Origin of the sequence: Exiguobacterium sp. TNDT2, from assembly GCF_003331145.1 — a bacterium.
In the GTDB taxonomy this organism is placed as follows: domain Bacteria; phylum Bacillota; class Bacilli; order Exiguobacteriales; family Exiguobacteriaceae; genus Exiguobacterium.
Window position 1 is genome coordinate 192,529 of record NZ_QLVE01000001.1, and the last position, 18,542, is coordinate 211,070.

The 18,542-nt window shown below is 52.5% G+C and carries 15 protein-coding genes; 8 read left to right on the forward strand and 7 right to left on the reverse strand.

Features of this window, described 5'->3' with window-relative positions; genetic code table 11:
* Position 1: 1 nt before the first annotated feature.
* A complete protein-coding gene (locus DPV68_RS01065) occupies positions 2 to 1,120 on the reverse strand; it encodes a GTPase (RefSeq protein ID WP_114165005.1) in 1,119 nt (372 codons plus the stop codon).
* An 81-nt stretch (positions 1,121 to 1,201) separates the two neighbouring features.
* On the opposite strand from DPV68_RS01065, the gene DPV68_RS01070 reads away from it, so the two are divergent.
* Together DPV68_RS01070 and DPV68_RS01075 are read left to right on the forward strand one after the other, a co-directional pair.
* A complete protein-coding gene (locus tag DPV68_RS01070; RefSeq protein WP_114165006.1) occupies positions 1,202 to 1,588 on the forward strand; it encodes a VOC family protein in 387 nt (128 codons plus the stop codon).
* A 97-nt stretch (positions 1,589 to 1,685) separates the two neighbouring features.
* Positions 1,686 to 2,486 (forward strand): formate/nitrite transporter family protein, encoded by an 801-nt coding sequence (locus DPV68_RS01075; protein WP_114165007.1) that lies wholly within the window; start codon positions 1,686 to 1,688, stop codon positions 2,484 to 2,486.
* A 51-nt stretch (positions 2,487 to 2,537) separates the two neighbouring features.
* Here DPV68_RS01075 and DPV68_RS01080 read toward each other — a convergent pair whose 3' ends face one another.
* The 6 genes from DPV68_RS01080 to DPV68_RS01100 form a co-directional block, all read right to left on the reverse strand.
* Positions 2,538 to 4,001, reverse strand: coding sequence for an alanine/glycine:cation symporter family protein (locus DPV68_RS01080; RefSeq protein ID WP_114165008.1), 1,464 nt, complete (start codon positions 3,999 to 4,001; stop codon positions 2,538 to 2,540).
* Positions 4,002 to 4,350: 349 nt separating this feature from the next.
* Complete coding sequence (locus DPV68_RS14920; protein ID WP_198662215.1) at positions 4,351 to 4,518, reverse strand: hypothetical protein; 168 nt, start codon at positions 4,516 to 4,518, stop codon at positions 4,351 to 4,353.
* A 1-nt stretch (position 4,519) separates the two neighbouring features.
* Positions 4,520 to 4,723, reverse strand: a complete 204-nt coding sequence (locus DPV68_RS01085; protein ID WP_114165009.1) for a YwbE family protein — start codon at positions 4,721 to 4,723, stop codon at positions 4,520 to 4,522.
* A 64-nt stretch (positions 4,724 to 4,787) separates the two neighbouring features.
* A complete protein-coding gene (locus DPV68_RS14815) occupies positions 4,788 to 5,123 on the reverse strand; it encodes a hypothetical protein (RefSeq protein ID WP_157964118.1) in 336 nt (111 codons plus the stop codon).
* A gap of 47 nt (positions 5,124 to 5,170) precedes the next feature.
* Entirely contained in the window at positions 5,171 to 6,868 is a 1,698-nt protein-coding gene (locus tag DPV68_RS01095) for a glycoside hydrolase family 13 protein (protein WP_232819439.1), read from the reverse strand.
* A 140-nt stretch (positions 6,869 to 7,008) separates the two neighbouring features.
* Entirely contained in the window at positions 7,009 to 7,764 is a 756-nt protein-coding gene (locus tag DPV68_RS01100; protein ID WP_114165010.1) for an alpha/beta hydrolase, read from the reverse strand.
* 383 nt (positions 7,765 to 8,147) lie between these two features.
* Between DPV68_RS01100 and DPV68_RS01110 the strand changes: the two genes are divergently transcribed.
* The 6 genes from DPV68_RS01110 (at position 8,148) to DPV68_RS01135 (ending at position 18,537) form a co-directional block, all read left to right on the forward strand.
* On the forward strand, positions 8,148 to 11,654 hold the full coding sequence (locus DPV68_RS01110; protein WP_114165012.1) for a chitobiase/beta-hexosaminidase C-terminal domain-containing protein: 3,507 nt from the start codon (positions 8,148 to 8,150) through the stop codon (positions 11,652 to 11,654).
* A gap of 123 nt (positions 11,655 to 11,777) precedes the next feature.
* Positions 11,778 to 12,983, forward strand: a complete 1,206-nt coding sequence (locus DPV68_RS01115) for an NAD(P)/FAD-dependent oxidoreductase (RefSeq protein ID WP_114165013.1) — start codon at positions 11,778 to 11,780, stop codon at positions 12,981 to 12,983.
* Between the two features lie 50 nt (positions 12,984 to 13,033).
* On the forward strand, positions 13,034 to 13,696 hold the full coding sequence (locus DPV68_RS01120) for a hypothetical protein (protein ID WP_114165014.1): 663 nt from the start codon (positions 13,034 to 13,036) through the stop codon (positions 13,694 to 13,696).
* A 134-nt stretch (positions 13,697 to 13,830) separates the two neighbouring features.
* Positions 13,831 to 15,840 (forward strand): catalase, encoded by a 2,010-nt coding sequence (locus DPV68_RS01125; RefSeq protein ID WP_114165015.1) that lies wholly within the window; start codon positions 13,831 to 13,833, stop codon positions 15,838 to 15,840.
* Positions 15,841 to 15,960: 120 nt separating this feature from the next.
* Positions 15,961 to 17,217 carry an MFS transporter gene (locus tag DPV68_RS01130; protein ID WP_114165016.1) on the forward strand — a complete coding sequence of 419 codons (1,257 nt, stop codon included), beginning with the start codon at positions 15,961 to 15,963 and terminating at the stop codon, positions 17,215 to 17,217.
* A 135-nt stretch (positions 17,218 to 17,352) separates the two neighbouring features.
* The gene (locus tag DPV68_RS01135; RefSeq protein WP_114165017.1) at positions 17,353 to 18,537 is read left to right on the forward strand and encodes an MFS transporter; all 1,185 of its coding nucleotides are present in this window, start codon (positions 17,353 to 17,355) and stop codon (positions 18,535 to 18,537) included.
* Positions 18,538 to 18,542: the final 5 nt, after the last annotated feature.

The window sequence follows — 18,542 nt, forward strand, 5'->3', positions numbered from 1 at the left end:
CTCATTGATTAAGCGTTCGGCCAAGCCGTCGCATTTCTTCCTCGAACCCACGGTGCACGTCCAACTCAATCGTCTGTTTCACCAACTCGTATTGTTGATTGACGGCTTTTTTGATGCCACGCTCCGCCGTCCGCCGTTTGAACGCCCAATAGATGAAATGGACGCCTGGAATCATGCCGAGTACCATTTTCCGGACAGTCCGGTTAAACGAATAGTCAAATCCGAGTTCGACTTGGCGGGTTTTAAAGACAAGGTCAGACGGGGCACCGACGAGCGGGTAGCGCTCCATTAGTTGAATGTAGTGACGAACACCTTGGGCCATCGCGGCCTCCGTCGTCTCAGCGGCCTCCTCGAGCGTTCGTTCCAAATCTTTTTCAATTTGGCGGGCTTTCCAGCTGATCATCACTTGCGGGGTGATGATACGAATCGCCTCGGCAGAACGATAACTCCGGGTTCGCCATGCTTCCAATTCGGTCAATAAATGACGCGTCAAGTTATGCGGTAGTTTTCGTTCGACGTCTTTCCAAAGGTTGGTCCGATTACGTTGCCACACCGCCTCATAGCCGATATACGGCACGACTTGTCCGCCGAGCAATTTCTTTTCGACACTGTTGACTCGAATCATCGCATCCCGTGAAATTCCGAGTTCGCGCATGAGCACGTCCTCCATCGCTTCCGCTTTCTCGACGTTCATCGCACTGTCTGGGTTATAGTTCGTCAAGATGATCGTGACATTGCTTCGCTTCGCATAGAGCGGTTTTAAAATGGCTTCTAACTCGTACGCCTCGACACGTCCCGAGTTGATGGACAGTAAATAATAGATTGTATGGAACCAGTCGGCGATATCGAGCGCGCCCTCCCGTTGATTGACGATGGACAAGACCGCCTCATGCCATTCGTCGGATCGGTCCGCCTCAAGTCCCCATGTATCGAAGAACCGGAACAAGATGCCTCGCTCGAGGTCATAGTATTCATATTCATGCAGCCCTTCGGCTGTCACCGGGCTGCCGGCACGTGACTCAGCAACGTCACGCCCATAAATGTAATTTAAAAAAGCGCTCTTGCCGACCCCGGTCTTCCCCGCAATCAATATGTTCGAGACAAGCCCCGTGTTGTCCATATGGTTCCCCCTACATTCGTTATATAATAACCATTATACTAAACGGACACATTTGAAACGTCCGACGGAAGGATGAGACGAATGCTACATCATGTCGAACTGTACGTTTCCGATTTAAACAAGAGTCTGACTGCTTGGGACTGGCTTCTCACTGAACTTGGCTATACCGTCTATCAACAATGGGGCGAAGGACGAAGTTATCGCTTTAATGCCACGTATCTCGTCTTCGTCCAAACCGAGGCCAATCACCTCACCCCGCCGTATCATCGCAAAAAGACCGGGTTGAACCATCTCGCCTTTCATGCCGAGTCATTGGATCAACTCGAGCGACTGCGCTCACAATTGCCTCAGCACGGATTCACGGAACTGTATGCCGACCGTTTCCCATACGCCGGTGGCCCGAACTATATCGCTCTTTATTTCGAAGATCCCGACCGCATGAAAGTCGAACTCGTGGCAACGATGTGAACAGTTGAAACGGCATCCGAAAAAAAGTTTGTGAAAACAATTGCAAACTTTTTATAGACCTCCTAGACTTAAGTTGTCTAAAGGAGGCTGTGTTTGAATGGAAAAACAAGCTGTCGAGTATATGGAAGAAGCCGCCTATAAAAAAGCGACGCTGTTGCGTCATGCGTTCGGTCACTACGCACTCCGCTCCATCGTCGCCGGTTTTTTAATCGGGATCGGGGTCGTCTTTGCCTTTTCGGTCGGAAACATGTTCATCGATGTGCCAGGGACGATGCTGTTCGCCGGGATGAGTTTCTCGGTCGCCCTCGTCTTCATCGTTTGGATGGGCGGCGAGCTGTTCACGAGCAACACGATGTATCTGTACACGGGTGCCAAACGCGGACGTGTCGACTGGCGCGATTTAACGGCCGTCTGGGGGATCAGCTGGCTCGGTAACTTGGTCGGTGCAGTCATCCTCGTCGGGCTCGTCATCGGGGCCCATAGCATGGGTGACATCGATACGGATCATCTTTTGTCCGTCGTCGCCGCGAAAAAGATGGGCGGCGAGGCGTTCGCGATTTTCTTGAAAGGGATTTTGTGTAACATCCTCGTCTGTATCGCTATCTTCATGCCACTGAAAACGAAGAATGATGTCGCCAAAATCATGCTGACGATGCTCCCGGTCGTCGTCTTTTTCGCCGCCGGCTTCGAGCACTCGATTGCCAATATGGGCATCTTCGGGCTCGTGCTCTATTACGCCCCATCTGAGGCGATCAACCTCGGGCTGGCGTTGAACAATCTTTTGTTTGCCACGCTCGGAAACATCGTCGGAGGCGCCTTGTTCGTTGCCGGGACGTACCTCCATTTGAACGCCAAGCCAGCCGATACGAAAATCGAATCCATCCGTCAACAAGCATAAAAAGACAGGGGCCCCGATGCGCAGGGCCCCTGTTGTTGCATATTGAACGAATTAACCTTTTGTCGTATCGGCAACAGCCGCTTGGACTGCACCTTGTGCGACTTCTTCTTCTTCGACGTCCCAACATTCCGTGTTCTCGATGCCGAGTTTACGGGCCGAGAAGCGTGGATTGAGCCCTTGGGCACGCTGCTCTTCGTAGTCGCGAAGGACTTTGAAGGCGACGCCACCAAGCAATGTGATGGCTGCAATGTTGATTAACGTCATCCCCGCCATGAACAAGTCAGCCAAGCTCCAGACGAAGCCGAGGCTTGCGACCGCTCCGATGAAGACGAACGCCATTGTCGCAAGGCGGAAACCAAGAACTGCGTTTTTGCTCTTCTTGATGAACTCGATGTTTGTTTCACCGTAGTAGTAGCTACCTGCGATTGAACTGAAGGCGAACAAGAAGACACTGACAGCTACGAACGCTGGCGCCCACGATCCGATTTGTTCGCTCAATGCATTTTGAAGCATGACGATTCCTTCTCCGTTACCGGCAGCATAGCTGTCTGAGAGGAGGATTATGGCCGCTGTTGCCGTACAGACGATCAACGTGTCCAAGAAGACGCCGAGCGCTTGAAGGAAACCTTGTTTCGCTGGGTGTGAAACTTCAGCAGCTGCTGCCGCGTTTGGTGCCGAACCCATACCTGCTTCGTTCGAGAAGAGACCGCGACGTACACCCATCGAGATGGCTGCTCCGACCGATCCACCGAACGCTTGCTCAAGACCGAATGCGCTCTGGAAGATCATCGCGAACACGCCTGGGATTTCTGTGATGTTGACGACGACGACATAAGCGGCGATGGCCAAGTACAATCCAGCCATAATCGGTACAACGATTGCCGAGAAGTTGGCGACACGGTGTACACCACCGAAGATGACCAATCCAGTCAAGACGACGAGGATGGCTCCACCGACGACGGCATCGATGCCGAACGCGTTATCAAACGCGGCTGCGATTGTGTTCGATTGAACCGAGTTGAAGATGAGACCGAACGTCACCGCGATCAAGACGGCGAAGACGATACCAAGGGCCCGGTTGTTGAGTCCTTTTTCAATGTAGTATGCTGGACCGCCACGGTACGCGACGTCATCTTTTACTTTATAGACTTGTGCGAGCGTGCTCTCAATCATCGCTGTCGCTCCACCGAGAAGCGCGACAATCCACATCCAGAAGACCGCTCCTGGTCCACCGACCGTTACGGCGACGGTGACACCGGCCAAGTTACCCGTCCCGATTCGTGTGGCTGCTCCGATGAAGAACGATTTCATTGAACTGATGCTCTTGCTGTCTGTGACCTCCGGTTTTTCAGCGACGACCCGGAACATCTCTTTTAAGTAACGGAACTGCATAAAGCGCGTCCTCACTGTAAAGTAAATCCCGGCTCCGACGAGCGCGACGATCAGAACATAAGTCCATAAGATGTTGTTCATGTAATCGACGCTTCCTTGTAACATGCTTTGCACGGCTTCCATAAGTAAGTTCCTCCCTGTTGTGTGAATCTAAAGTTGTTTAAAAATTTTATGATGTCTTAGTTCTGAATTATACAAAGATTCTGACAATTAGCAATAATTTTTTTATAGGTCAGTTCACACTTATTTCATATGTTATATAACAAATAGTGAGTGATAGCTTTATTTAAAGCGCTTACAAAGTTATTTGAAAGAAATAATAAATCTTTATTTCCCTGCTTGTTTTTGACGTCTACATTCAACTTGTTTCAAACCATTCGCTTTATGAATAGATTTGACTGCATAACAAACCTCTATTCCCTTCACTTCTTTTCGGGAAATAAAAAAGCAGTCGCTCACTGAGCGCTGCTTGTTAGATGCCCGTCCGTTTCTTCTGGTTGTTCGGCTTCTTCGTCAACTGGTTCGTCAACGGCTTCTGCTTCGTCCCACGAAGTCCCGTCGGCACTTTCGTCTCGTTCTGTTTCTTCTCGGCGAGTTTTTGCTTCATCGCTTCCTGAAAACTTAATTTCTTTTCACTCATGTCATTCACCTCCAGCTTCGATCACTTTCACCCGACCGACCTGTCCGTCGTTTAAGCGTACTTTAATGCCATGCGGGTGACGCGGCGAGTTCGTCAAAATGTCTTTGACGACGCCTGACGTCAACTTCCCACTCCGCTGATCTTGTTTTAGGACAATCTGGACGTGGAGCCCTGGGCGAATGTCCGCGCGTTTCGTGCCATCCATACCCGACACCCCTTTCCGTATAGTCAACCTCTATCATATGCTCTTTTCCCGCGTTTGTCACAATCTATTCCACGATGCCAATTTGACCGACCGTCCTCGTCATATAACTTTGATCGGTCCGAAATCCGTCCCTTACTTGCCCCCAAGCCGTCTCCACCTCGACGCGGCCGCGTTTAAATGAGATTGTCAAAATGTTTCGCCCGTCTGCATTTTGAAGCCTGGCTGCACCGCTCAACTCATGATAGACGCGAGTCAAATCATTCGCGAACTGGACGTAATCGCTTGTCCGGACCGTTTCTGACTCCTGGTCGTGAACGAGCCGCAACATGTTTCGTGACGCTTCTGCGATGACGAACTTGAATGTCGTCTCATCATTTCCCATCTCTATTTGATGCTGCATCTTCCCACCTCCTAAAAAGACACCTTCGCCGGGAAGGTGCCTTCTCGTTATAAGCGATACAACCTCGCTTCGAACGGTCGCATCATGAACGTATCCGTCTCAATTGTTTCAGGGTCCGTCTCATTCGTCAAGACGAGCGTCGCCTCAGCAAGACCAGCCAACGTCGTTTTAGCAGGGTTCGCTGTCAAGTTGACGACGACATAAAACGTCTGTTGTTCAAACGTTCGTTCATATGCGAACACTTGCAGATGGTCCGGCAATAAATCACGGTAACTGCCGTACGTGAACGTCTCCTCACCCCGACGGAGACGAATCATCGCCTTATAGAACGAGAGAATCGAATGGGCATCCTTCGATTGAACGTCAACGTTCAACGTTTCATACTCTTCGTGGACCGGCATCCACGGCGTTGCCGTCGAAAAGCCGGCGTTCGGTGACGCGTCCCATTGAATCGGCGTTCGCACGTTGTCGCGTGACGTGCCCCATACGTGTTGCATGGAATCGATTTCACTCATCCCATTGGCAATCCGTTCGAAGTATTCATTTTTCGTCGCCACATCGTCATAGTCATGGATGGACGGAAGCGGCACGTTCTTCATGCCGATTTCCTGCCCTTGATAGATGAACGGTGTCCCATGCATAAAGAAATACATCATCCCGAGAGCGGTCGCGCTCTCACGCCAGTAGTGGTTCTCGTCCCCGACGAGCGAGACGGCACGGACCATGTCGTGGTTTTCGATATAGAGAGCGTTCCATCCTGTCTCGAGCAGGCCTTGTTGCCACTTATCAAAAATGCGCTTCAACTCGACGACGTCAAGCGGTGCTAGACGTGACTTGCGCATAATGTCGACATGATCGAAATGGAACGCCATGTTCATCGCCCCGTTTTCTGGTCCCATCCACAAGTCGGCTTCCTGCGGCTCAATCCCGTTCGTCTCGCCGACCGTCATAATATCGTAATTAGCGAACGTCGCTTGTTTCATCTCTTGTAGATAATCGTGAATCCCGTCGATGTTCGAATACATCGAGAACGCGGTGACGTACGGTTTGCTTTCTAGAGGAGGCAACATCGTCTCGGTCGGCATCTTCTTGATGTGGCTGATTGCGTCGACCCGGAACCCGTCGATGCCCTTGTCGAGCCACCAGTTAATCATGTCGTAAATGGCGCCACGTACTTCTTTATTTTCCCAGTTTAAATCGGGCTGTTTTTTTGAGAAGACATGCAAATAGTATTGCCCCGTCGTCTCATCGTATTCCCATGCCGAACCGCCAAAGATGCTCGCCCAGTTGTTCGGGGGATTTCCATCTGTCCCGTCACGCCATATGTACCAGTCGCGTTTCGGGTCGTCTTTTGAACGTTTGGACTCGACAAACCACGGATGCTCGTCCGATGTGTGGTTGACGACAAGGTCTAGAAGTAGTTTCATCCCGCGAGCATGGACTGCTTTAAGTAAAGCATCAAAGTCTTCCATCGTCCCAAACTCTTCCATGATTCCTTGGTAGTCTGAGATGTCATAACCGTTGTCATCGTTCGGTGACTTGTACATCGGACAAATCCAAATCACGTCGATGCCGAGATCTTCTAAGTAATCTAATTTTTCAATAATGCCCCGGAGATCACCAATCCCATCTCCGTTTGAATCTTTAAAGCTGCGTGGATAAATCTGATATGCGATTGCCTCTTTCCACCACGTGCGGGTGACCGTTTTTTGCTTCTCTGCTTGTCTAGTGACCATCGACTCCATATGTTGCCTGCCTCCTACATCTCACAATTTATATTCATATACTTGGACAGCAATACCTGTTTTAAGGTGAATCTAATCCTACAATAGCATTTGTGCAAGCGTTTGCAAATAAGGAGGCATAAAAAAATGCAGTCCGAGGACTACATTTTCGGTGACGTCGCAACTTGTTCACAGAACGCGCCGATGACGTCCGCCAACCGCTCCCGATCATAATCCATCGTGGCCACATGATACGAGCGTTCGAGCACCTCCCGTTGTTTCGGGGCTTGAACGGTCTCATACAGCCACATCGAATCTTCCGGGGGGACGACGTTGTCGATGGCTGAATGGATGACGCACGTCGGCACAGTCACCTCAGCCGCCATCGGTCGTACTTCCTCGATGAGCGCGAGCAGTTCACGGATGGCTGACGTCGGCACTTTGTCGTAGACGATCTCGTACACGCCTGGTGCACAGATATCCGGTTCGTCTTCATCAATGAAACGACAGACATCGTCCGTGGCGTGACAGGCATAGCCTGGCACGGACAACGCCGCATTGATGGTGACGATCGCATCGGCCTGCCCGGCCAAAGCGGCCTTCATCGCCAGCGTCCCGCCCATTGACTGCCCGACAACGATGACGTGTCGACATCGCTCACGCAAGAGACGGATACCGGCTTCCATCGACTCATACCAGCAGCGGCGTGTCGATTGCCGAAACTCTTCCGGATCCGTCCCATGTCCTTTGAGCCGCGGTGCGAAGACGGTGAATCCTTTCTCCATCAAGGCGATTCCCACGTCACGCACACTTTGAGGCGTCCCATTAAAGCCATGGCATAACAAGATGCCGATATCATTTCCTTCATAATAAAACGCGCCCGCTCCCGGGATGACCGGATAAGTAATTGTCGTCATTCGTTTCCTCCCTATTAATCCATAGTTAACCGATAAACTTAATTGTATTAATGAATTGTAAAAGTTGAATGATGTTCAGTCAACTTAATTGACCTCTTTTATATTCCTGCCGCCCTGTCATTAAATTGTAATATGAACTTCTCGTTAAGTAGATTGAGTTCTGACGTCTGCTTGGTTATGTTTAACATGTAGTTGAAAAATCGGTAAATGATAGCATCATTCGTTACGCGATGAAGGAGATGTATAAAGTTTCCGAGCGTCAAGTCGACCAATGTAAGCGCTATCATTTTGTTTTGGCTAAAAGGGGGCATCCGCTCAAGCAATTGACCACACGAATTGGGACATCGTATCGGCCATCTACATAATTAAAGGGAGACTAACACATGGGGAAACCACAAACACGTTCATTCAAACAAATGACCGGCCTCGCCTTATCAGCCGGACTCGTCGTCAGCAGCATGACGCCGATTGCGGCAAACGTACACGCACAGACGTTGAACGCTTCAGACCTATTCATCTCGGAGTACGTGGAAGGATCGAGCAACAACAAAGCCATCGAACTGTTCAATGGAACGAATGCGGCCATCGACCTCTCGGCCTATAAACTTGAACTGTACTCGAACGGTGGGACGACTCCAGGCACGACGCTCAACTTGACAGGTACGCTCGAGCCTGGTGGCACGTACGTCATCGTCAACGGCAGCGCGAACGATGCGTTGAAAGCGAAAGCCAACACGACGAGTGGTGTGACGAACTTTAACGGCGATGACACGCTCGTCTTGAAAAAAGGCGACACGGTGCTCGACGTCTTCGGTCAAGTCGGATTCGACCCGGGCATGAAATGGGGAACGACGATTGCTACGGTGGATCAGTCGTTAGTTCGGAAAGACACGGTCACGACAGGGGATGCGAACGGCGCGGATGCGTTCGACCCGGCCACTGAATGGAACTCGCAACCAATCGATACGTTCACAAACCTCGGAACCCACACGTTCCAAGGTGTCGTCTACGGCGATGGCGGTACGGTAGAACCACCGGCTCCGGTCACTCCGGTTTCAATCAGTGACGCCCGGTCGAAGACCGAAGGTGAAACGGTCACGATTAAAGGTGTCGTCACAGCGAAGCTGGCGAACACGATTTCGATTCAAGATGCGACAGGCGGTCTCTCGGTCCGTCCGACATCACTCGCCGTCAATGTCGGTGATGAAGTCGTCGTCACGGGTGCCATCGGTTCGTATCGTGAATTGCTTCAATTGAACAGCGCCGTCGTCGTGTCAAAACAAGCGGCGAGTGTCCCGGCTGCGCAAGTTCTCACTGGCGAACAGATCAATGAGGACGTCGAGTCTGAACTCGTCACCGTCAATAACGTCATGCTCTCGGGCAGCGGGCAAAACTTGACGGCGACGGACGGAACGAAAGAATTCGTCGTCCGTGACGAACGTGGCATTCTCGATTTACAGACGGACGTCAACTACTCGTCAATTACAGGGATCGTGCAACAATTCGATAACACATATCAACTCATCCCACGCGACGTGTCTGACACGGTCATTGACGCATCGGTACTCCGTCCGGCGACAGCGAAGCCAGGTACGGGTACGTTCGTCGGTCCACAAGACGTGACACTCTCGACGACGACAGCCGACGCTCAGATATACTATACGCTTGACGGGTCGGACCCGAAAGTGAACGGTACGCTCTATACGTCCCCAGTCCGCATCGAGGAGACGAAGACGCTCAAAGTCGCCGTCAAATCGGGTGATGCGTTCAGCGCCGTGACGACGTTCGACTATAAAATCACGGACAAGATCCGCATCCATGACATTCAAGGCGCGAGCCACACGTCACCGATGAACGGACAGACGGTCGAAGGCGTCGAAGGAATTGTCACGTACTCGTTCGTCTCGATGGGTACGACGTATTACTATATCCAAACACCTGACATGGAAGCCGACCAAGATGTACGCACGTCGGAAGGAATCATTTTGTATGGCGGCCGTTCGATTGCCGGCATCCAAGTTGGCGACCTCGTCAACGTGAAAGGTCTCGTCAGCGAGTACGCCATCGAAGGCTACAGCGACCGTCAGCAGACGGACATGAAGATGACGCAGATCGATACACGTAACGGTGGTGTTGACGTCATCAAGAGCGGTGTCGCCCTCCCGACGCCAGTGAAAATCGACGAGTCGAACTTGCCGACCGAGTTCATCGACAGCGATGCCCTCGCCGTCTTCAACCCGGACAAAGACGCCATCGACTTCTGGGAGAGCCTTGAAGGGATGCGCGTCGAGACGGGCAACCTCAAATCGGTATCACCGCAACAGAACGGCGACCTCGTGACCGTGCTCGAAGCAACACCGACCGAGACGTTCAACGGTGGTATTCTGTTGAAAAAAGATGATGCCAACCCGGAACGGATTCAATTCCGTCTCGAGCCGAACGCTGCCGCTCGTGATTTCGATGTCGCGACCGGTGACCGCTTCAACGGCCCAATCGTCGGTGTCGTTGGATACTCGTACGGCAACTATAAAATTCAAGCCGGCCTTGATGAGATGAAGGCTGCCTTCGTCAAAGGCGATGCCAAGCGAGAGACGACGTTCATCAAAGCCGAAGAGGATAAATTGACGATCGCCTCTTACAATCTCGAGAACTTCTCGAACAACGTCAAAGAGACGTCCGACGAGAAAGCGCTCAAACTCGCGAAAGCGTTCGTCGAGGAATTGAACAGCCCGGACATCATCGGCGTGACCGAAGTTCAAGATAACAACGGAGAAGACACAGGCGATTCTGCGGCCGACCAAAGTTACCAACGCTTGATTGATAATATCGCCTCAATCGGCGGCAAGTCGTACAAGTACGTCAACATCGACCCTGAGTACAATAAAGACGGCGGCGCACCGAACGCCAACATCCGCGTCGGCTTCTTGTATGACCCGGAACGTGTCTCGCTCACAGAAGGCATCCCTGCCGGTGACGCGACGACGGCTGTCGGTTATGAAAACGGCAAGTTGACGCATAACCCGGGCCGGATCGACCCGCTCAACCCGGCGTTCAACAGTTCACGCAAACCGCTCGCAGCCCAGTTCGACTTCCAAGGCGAGAACGTCGTCGTCATCGCCAACCACTGGAACTCGAAAGGTGGCGACACGGGCGTCTTCGGCTCGAAACAGCCGGTCGTGCTCGGCAGTGAAGTCCAACGGAAACAAATCGCTCAAATCGTCCATGACTTCGTCGCTGACGTGAAAACGGACAACCCGGAAGCGAACGTCGTCGCCCTCGGTGACTTCAACGACTTCGAGTTCTCAGAGGCGATGCAAATCTTCAAAGGCGACTTGATGACGAACATGGTCGAGAAAGTCCCGGCCGTCGACCGTTACTCGTATGTGTATCAAGGAAACTCGCAAGTGCTCGACCATATCCTCGTGTCGAACCGTTTAGCGGCGACGACCGAAATCGATATGATTCACGTCAACGCTGACTTCACGGAAATGTCGGGCCGCGCCAGTGACCACGACCCGGTGCTCGCTCAAATCGACCTCACTCCGGAGCCAGAAGTGGAATTGACGCGTTACACGGTCGAAAATAATCGTGCTGCTCGCCTCGTCCTTCAAGATGATTTCATCGGCGTGACGATCGGCAAAGGCACGAACTTCAAAAACGGCATCTTTGTACGCGGCGTCTACACGGAATTGACGGGTGACCCGCTCAAAAACGTCGTCGTTCAAGTCAAGCCGAAACAAGCCGGTGCCATCATCGACTTCGACGGTGCACCTGTCAAAGAAGTCGTGGTAGATGGAACGAACTTGGCTGAAATCCGTGGCGCAGAGAATGTGAAGCGTATCAGCTATACGAAAGGCGCATCCGCTAAAACGGTTGTCATCAAAAAATAATCAATCGAATCGAAGACGTAAACGATTCCGCATACCGCAGACACATTGTCTGCGGTGTTTTGCGTTTTCATTCGTAAAATTCGGGGATTAAGAAGAAGATGCTGATTATCGGAGGATGACATCATGGAGATGCACAACGGGAATTTATATTGGCCGACCACAGAGTCGGAACAGATCGTCTTACAAAAACCAATCAAGAAAGAGCGCTACGATGTACTCGTCATCGGCGCAGGCATGTCCGGGACGCTGACAGCCTATACGCTTCACAAGGACGGTGTCGATTTCGCCGTCATCGACCAAAGGAAAGTCGGGGCCGGGAGTACGGCGGCGAACACGGGACTCATCCAATACTCGAACGACATCATGTTGCATGAACTCGCCGAGCAAATCGGTGAAGAAGACGCCGTCCGTTTCTATAAACTGTGTGCCGAGGCGGTCGATGCGCTCGATGAGGTCGCCGAGACGGTCGATGCCAAAGACGTCTACATCCGGCGCGACAGTCTTTGCTTCGCCAGCAGCGAGGAAGATGTCCCTAAATTAAAACGGGAATATGAGATGCTGACGAAACACGGACTCGCGGCCGAATGGCTCGACCGGGAGGCGTTACAGGAACGTTATCCGTTCGATAAACCGGCCGGCTTAATCACGAACGGCGATGCCGAAGTCAATCCGCTCACGCTCAGTCGCCAAGTCGTCCGTTACTTGTCGACCCAAAACGTCCCGATTTTTGAAGAGACGGACGTTACGGAAGTCGTCGCCGACGGAGACGACTGGCTCGTGCTGACTCCAACAGGAACGTTCAAGGCGGGCCACGTCATCTTTGCGACCGGCTATCGCCCGGCCCCGCTCCTCGACACCCATCGGATCGAACTCAACCGTTCTTATGCGATTGCGACGAATCCCGTACCTGACTTTAAAGATTGGGACAGTCAGACCCTCATTTGGGAGACGAAACGACCATACCTTTATTTGCGGACGACCGTGGATGGCCGCATTATCGCCGGCGGACTCGATGAAGAAAAAGCAGAGACGCCGCATAGCGAGGCGCTCATTCAAAAACGGGCCGAGCGATTGCGCCAAGAAGTCGAAGCATTGTTCCCGATGTATGAGTTGACAGTTGAATATGCATGGGTGGCCCTGTTCGGTGAGTCAATCGACCAGCTACCTTTTATCGGGGAACATCCGGACCGTCCGAACCTCTACTATTTACTCGGGTATGGAGGTAACGGTACGGTCTATAGCATGTTAGGCTCTAAAATCTTGAGTGAGTTGGTTCGGGGCATCGATTGTCCCGATGCTCGAATCGTACGGCTCGACCGCACACGTTAATCCTCTGACATCAGGGGATTTTTTTATACATATGAACTGGAGTGATTTAGATGACAATGAAACGAAAACCGAAATGGGTGTATCGTCTGAGACGAGGCCTTCTCTTCATCCCCGCCATCGTCTTGACCGTCTATGTCTGGCCGCACGAGCCTCCCGGTGAGGAAGTCGATGGCGCAGCCGCCCAAACAGAAGTAATGAACAAACCAGGACGTTATACGATTGAAGCGAGTCAGGTCGTGAAAGAAGACACGGCCGTCCGCTACACGTATGACGTTGTCGTTCATGGTAAACCTGATGTCGAGACGCTTCAATCCATCAGTCAAGACGTAATCGACGAAGTGACGGCGCGCGATACGTTCCAAGCCGCTCTCCTCCGTTTTTATGACCACGAAGCTTATATCGGTACCGAATCCCCGCTTGGTGAGGCCGTATTTGCACCTGATGGTGACTGGAGTCTCGCCGATTTGGTGGAACCAGGCGCCTATGAAGACATGACGTTCGGTTGGCAGTTGAAAGAAAAAGAATGGGGCTCTCAACTAACCGACCGTGAAATACGTGTCTGGCGGGCATGGAATCACGCCTACGAAGCGGAACAGTCAGATCATCCTGACTTGAAAGCCAAAGTGACTCAAACCATTTCCACGAAATACGACATGAATCCAGAAGTCGTGCAACAAATCGTGTTGAAACAGAACGTGTGGGCCGCTTTATGAATGTGGAACTTCCTTATGATACACATCCTCTATTTCAAAAATGGGGGTTTTTACTTGTTTCGTTAGGGAAAACCTGTAAAGTAGGCCAAAACACGGCTTACGGCGTGTGTGCATATTCAAAGGGAGGCAATAACATGGGGAACAAGAAAGAAGAACAGTTGAAGCAATATATGATTGACAATGAACAGCAAGCCGGACTCACGACGAATCAAGGGCTGAAGATGGCGGAGGATGAGTTTTCGCTCAAAGCCGGGCGTCGCGGACCGACGCTCATTGAGGATTTCCATTTTCGCGAGAAAATGACGCATTTCGACCATGAACGCATTCCTGAGCGAATCGTCCATGCACGTGGTGTCGGGGCTCACGGGGAATTTCAAGTGTATGAATCGCTTGCCGAATATACGAAAGCCGACTTTTTGAACGACCCGTCGAAAGTGACACCGGTGTTTGTCCGATTCTCGACGGTGCAAGGTTCACGCGGGTCCGGGGACACCGTTCGGGACGTCCGTGGTTTCGCAACGAAGTTCTATACGGATGAGGGTAACTATGATCTCGTCGGAAACAATATGCCCGTCTTCTTCATCCAAGACGCCATCAAATTCCCGGACCTCGTCCATGCTGTGAAACCGGAGCCGCACACGGAAGTTCCGCAAGGCGCAAGTGCTCACGACACGTTCTGGGACTTTGTCGGTCAAAACCACGAGACGGCTCACCACGTCATGTGGGCGATGAGCGACCGTGGCATTCCGCGTAGTCTGCGCATGATGGAAGGATTCGGTGTGCACACGTTCCGCCTCGTCAACAAGGAAGGCAAAGCACACTTCGTCAAGTTCCACTGGAAACCAAAACTCGGTGTTCATTCGCAAGTTTGGGATGAAGCGCAGAAAGCGCTCGGCAAGAACGCTGACTTCCACCGCGTCGACTTGTACGAAGCAATTGACAAGGGTGATTACCCAGAATGGGAACTTGGCCTCCAAATCCTCGCAGAAGAAGAAGAGTTCAAATTCGATTTTGATATTCTCGATCCAACGAAACTTTGGCCTGAAGAAGACGTTCCTGTCAAACTCGTCGGCAAGATGACGCTCAACCGAAACGTTGACAACTTCTTTGCCGAGACCGAGCAAGTCGCGTTCCATCCTGGTCATCTTGTTCCTGGAATTGATTTCTCGAACGACCCGCTCCTTCAAGGTCGCTTGTTCTCCTACACTGATACACAACTGTCACGTCTCGGGGGACCGAACTTCCATCAACTGCCAATCAACAAACCGGTCTGTCCGTTCCATAACAACCAACGTGACGGCATGCATCAGATGGCCGTTCATAAAGGGCAGACGAGCTATCATAAAAACGCGCTCAACAACAATCAACCGGAGCCCGTCCCGGCCGATCAAGGCGGGTTCGAGCACTATCAAGAGAAAGTCGAAGGACATAAGATTCGAGGCCGGAGCGACAGCTTCCTCGACTTTTACTCGCAAGCCAAGCTCTTTTATAACAGCATGACCGACGTCGAAAAGCAACACATCCAAGATGCTTACAGCTTCGAGCTCGGTAAATGTGAGTCGGACATGGTCAAAGAGAACGCCGTCGACTTGTTGAATCGAATCGACCGTCATCTCGCCTCGGTCGTCGCCGACAACTTAGGTGTCGAGCTTCCGGCCGAGAATAACGAAGTCGTCTCGGACAAGGTCTCACCGGCGCTCAGCATGGCCAACACGATCGCGAAACCGGACACGAAGAGCGTCGCCGTCTTGCTCGCCGGAGACGTCGATGCCGCACAAGTGAAGGCGTGGGTCCAGGTATTCGCCGACAACAACGTCAATTACAGCCTCGTCGGGAAGAAATCGTACACGCTCGGCGATCTTAAAGTGAAAGAGACGTACGACACGGTCGACTCGAGCCTGTTCGATGCCGCTTTTCTCGTCAGCACCGCGACCTCGGTCGAAGACGACGTGCTCGAGTTCATCGAGAACACATATAAACACTTCAAGCCACTCGCGCTACACTTGCATCACGATGAAGTGCTCGACCGCTGCCGGGTGAAGACGGACCAGCCTGGTGTCTACACGTTCAAACAACATAGCCTCGATGGCTTCGATACGTTTATCGATGGCATCGCGCAAGGCCGGTTCTGGGACCGCGCTTAATGTGAACAATTGAAGGATTCGACCCAAATCAATGGGTCGAATCCTTTTTACGTGCTTCCTTTCCCCTCCACTCTAACGATATACTAGGTGGGGTATATCATGTGAAGGAGGAATGACTGGATGCGAAAAGAAATAGCCACTTATGTGGAAAGCCCTGAGCACCAACGACAGTTGTACAAACTAACATTAGTCACTGTCGTGCTCTCACAAATATTTGGCGGGGCCGGCCTCGCCGCCGGAATCACGGTCGGCGCTTTGCTGGCCCGCGATTTACTCGGGACCGACGCATACGCGGGTGTTCCGACGGCACTGTTCACGCTCGGTTCTGCCGCTGCCGCTTTTTTGATTGGGTTGATGTCACAGCGGGTCGGACGCCGCTTCGGACTCGCGACCGGATTCTTGACCGGTGCGCTTGGAGCGGTCGGGGTCATCATCGCCGCGACGCTCGAGAGCGTACCGCTCTTATTCCTCTCGCTCCTCGTTTACGGGGCTGGGACGGCGACGAACCTCCAAGCCCGTTACGCCGGGACGGATTTAGCAAATGCGACCGAGCGGGCGACCGCGGTCAGCATCGCGATGGTCTCGACGACGTTCGGGGCCGTCGCTGGTCCGAACTTGGTCGAACCGATGGGACGTGTCGCCGACGGGCTCGGCTTGCCGACACTATCTGGACCGTTTTTGCTTGCTGGTGTAGCCTATTTGTTCGCCGGGCTCATTTTGCTCGTCTTCTTGAATCCTGACCCGCTTCTCGTCGCCCGTGCCATCGAGGCGAAACGGCAAGAAACCATTGACACATCTATCCATCCTATTGAATCGACGCATGACCGCCGGGGTATCTATGTCGGTGCGTTCGTCATGATTCTTAGCCAAATCGTGATGGTCGCTATCATGACGATGACGCCCGTCCATATGCGCCATCACGGGCACGAGCTCGGTGCCGTCGGGCTCGTCATCGGGTTCCATATCGGGGCGATGTACTTGCCGTCCCTCGTGACCGGCGTGCTTGTCGACAGAATCGGCCGAGAGATTATGGCGATTGCTTCAGGGGTGACCTTGTTCTTCGCAGGCGTCGTCGCCGCTTTCGCCCCGGCTGACTCGCTCTTCTTGTTGATTGTCGGGCTCGTCCTGCTCGGTTTCGGGTGGAACTTTGGCCTGATCAGCGGGACCGCCATCCTCGTCGATGCGACGTCGACGGAGACACGCGCGAAGACGCAAGGCTCGGTCGATGTGTGGATCGCCTTATCCGGCGCTTCCGGTGGTATGCTCTCCGGCATCATCGCCGCCCAGTCGAGCTATCTGACCTTGTCCCTCTTCGGCGGCATCGTCTCCCTCGTTCTCGTACCGCTTGTCCTCTGGTACCGCCGTCATCTAGCCTGACGACCGATGCGTGAATGCGCATCGGTTTTTCTAACGGAATGCGTCTGCTCGGACAAACCTCCATCCTTTTGTTATACTGCTTTAGTTATGTTTGTTAACTATTTAGAATCAAATGGATCAGGAGGCGGGCCGAGGATGCAACTAACCGCACAAAAACTATGGACGAAAGATTTTCTCATCATCTCCCTCGTCAACTTCTTTTTAACACTCATTTTTTTCTTATTGATGGTGACCATCGGCGTCCACGCCGTTTCCACATATGGGGCTTCGACGAGCGAGGCCGGGCTTGTCACCGGTATCTTTATCATCGGGACGCTCGTCGGGAGACTCTTCATCGGACGTTTGATCGATTCGATTGGACGGCGCAAGACGCTCCTCATCGGTCTCACCTTTTTCACGGCGACGGTCTTGCTTTATTTTATCGACCTCGGCGTCGGGTTCTTACTGTTTACCCGCTTCATCCATGGTCTCGGGATGGGGCTGTCGAGCACGGCGACCGGAACAATCGTCGCCCAGGTCATCCCCGGCTCCCGAAAAGGCGAAGGGATCGGCTATTACAGCATGAGCTCGACGCTCGCCACCGCCATCGGCCCGTTCGTCGGCTTGATGATGAGCCAATATACGAGCTTCTCGATCATTTTCCTGACTTGTCTCGTCATCGGGCTCATCAGTCTAGGAAGCGCCTTGTTCGTGAACGTCCCTGAAGTTGACAACCCCGAAGTCGTCCGAGGCTTGTCACTGAGTGCCTTCGTCGAACCGAAAGCGTTACCGATTGCGCTTATTATCGGGGTCGCGGCCCTCAGTTACTCGAGCGTGTTGTCTTATATCAATTTTTATGCGAGCGAACTCGATCTCGTGGAAGCGGCAAGTATTTTCTTCCTCGTCTATTCTATTGCGGTCCTGATTTCGCGGCCAATCACCGGGCGCCTGATGGACGCGCGAGGGGCCAACATCGTCATGTACCCGGCCATCGGGTTTTTCGCCACCGGCATGCTCGTCTTGAGCCAAGCAAATAACGCCGTCATGCTGTTGCTCGCCGGAGCGCTCATCGGATTAGGATTCGGGAATATCCAATCCGGCACACAAGCGATCGCCATCAAAGCGGCGTCCCCTCACCGGATGGGGATGGCCACATCGACGTTCTTCATCGCCTTGGACGCAGGTCTGGGATTCGGCCCTTATTTCATCGGTTTGCTCATTCCATTGACCGGTTTCTCGACACTTTATCTGCTGCTTGCAGGCGTCGTCTTCTTCACCATATTCCTTTATTACTTGATGAACGGTCGCCGCGAGCGGGCCGAAATGAAACAAATTGCCTGACAGGA

Excerpts from the sequence above, each read along its gene's own strand:
- DPV68_RS01065 (WP_114165005.1), bottom strand. The coding sequence starts at position 1,120 with ATGGACAACACGGGGCTTGTCTCGAACATATTGATTGCGGGGAAGACC.
- DPV68_RS01070 (WP_114165006.1), top strand. The coding sequence starts at position 1,202 with ATGCTACATCATGTCGAACTGTACGTTTCCGATTTAAACAAGAGTCTG.
- DPV68_RS01075 (WP_114165007.1), top strand. The coding sequence starts at position 1,686 with ATGGAAAAACAAGCTGTCGAGTATATGGAAGAAGCCGCCTATAAAAAA.
- DPV68_RS01080 (WP_114165008.1), bottom strand. The coding sequence starts at position 4,001 with ATGGAAGCCGTGCAAAGCATGTTACAAGGAAGCGTCGATTACATGAAC.
- DPV68_RS14920 (WP_198662215.1), bottom strand. The coding sequence starts at position 4,518 with ATGAGTGAAAAGAAATTAAGTTTTCAGGAAGCGATGAAGCAAAAACTC.
- DPV68_RS01085 (WP_114165009.1), bottom strand. The coding sequence starts at position 4,723 with ATGGATGGCACGAAACGCGCGGACATTCGCCCAGGGCTCCACGTCCAG.
- DPV68_RS14815 (WP_157964118.1), bottom strand. The coding sequence starts at position 5,123 with ATGCAGCATCAAATAGAGATGGGAAATGATGAGACGACATTCAAGTTC.
- DPV68_RS01095 (WP_232819439.1), bottom strand. The coding sequence starts at position 6,868 with ATGGAGTCGATGGTCACTAGACAAGCAGAGAAGCAAAAAACGGTCACC.
- DPV68_RS01100 (WP_114165010.1), bottom strand. The coding sequence starts at position 7,764 with ATGACGACAATTACTTATCCGGTCATCCCGGGAGCGGGCGCGTTTTAT.
- DPV68_RS01110 (WP_114165012.1), top strand. The coding sequence starts at position 8,148 with ATGGGGAAACCACAAACACGTTCATTCAAACAAATGACCGGCCTCGCC.
- DPV68_RS01115 (WP_114165013.1), top strand. The coding sequence starts at position 11,778 with ATGGAGATGCACAACGGGAATTTATATTGGCCGACCACAGAGTCGGAA.
- DPV68_RS01120 (WP_114165014.1), top strand. The coding sequence starts at position 13,034 with ATGACAATGAAACGAAAACCGAAATGGGTGTATCGTCTGAGACGAGGC.
- DPV68_RS01125 (WP_114165015.1), top strand. The coding sequence starts at position 13,831 with ATGGGGAACAAGAAAGAAGAACAGTTGAAGCAATATATGATTGACAAT.
- DPV68_RS01130 (WP_114165016.1), top strand. The coding sequence starts at position 15,961 with ATGCGAAAAGAAATAGCCACTTATGTGGAAAGCCCTGAGCACCAACGA.
- DPV68_RS01135 (WP_114165017.1), top strand. The coding sequence starts at position 17,353 with ATGCAACTAACCGCACAAAAACTATGGACGAAAGATTTTCTCATCATC.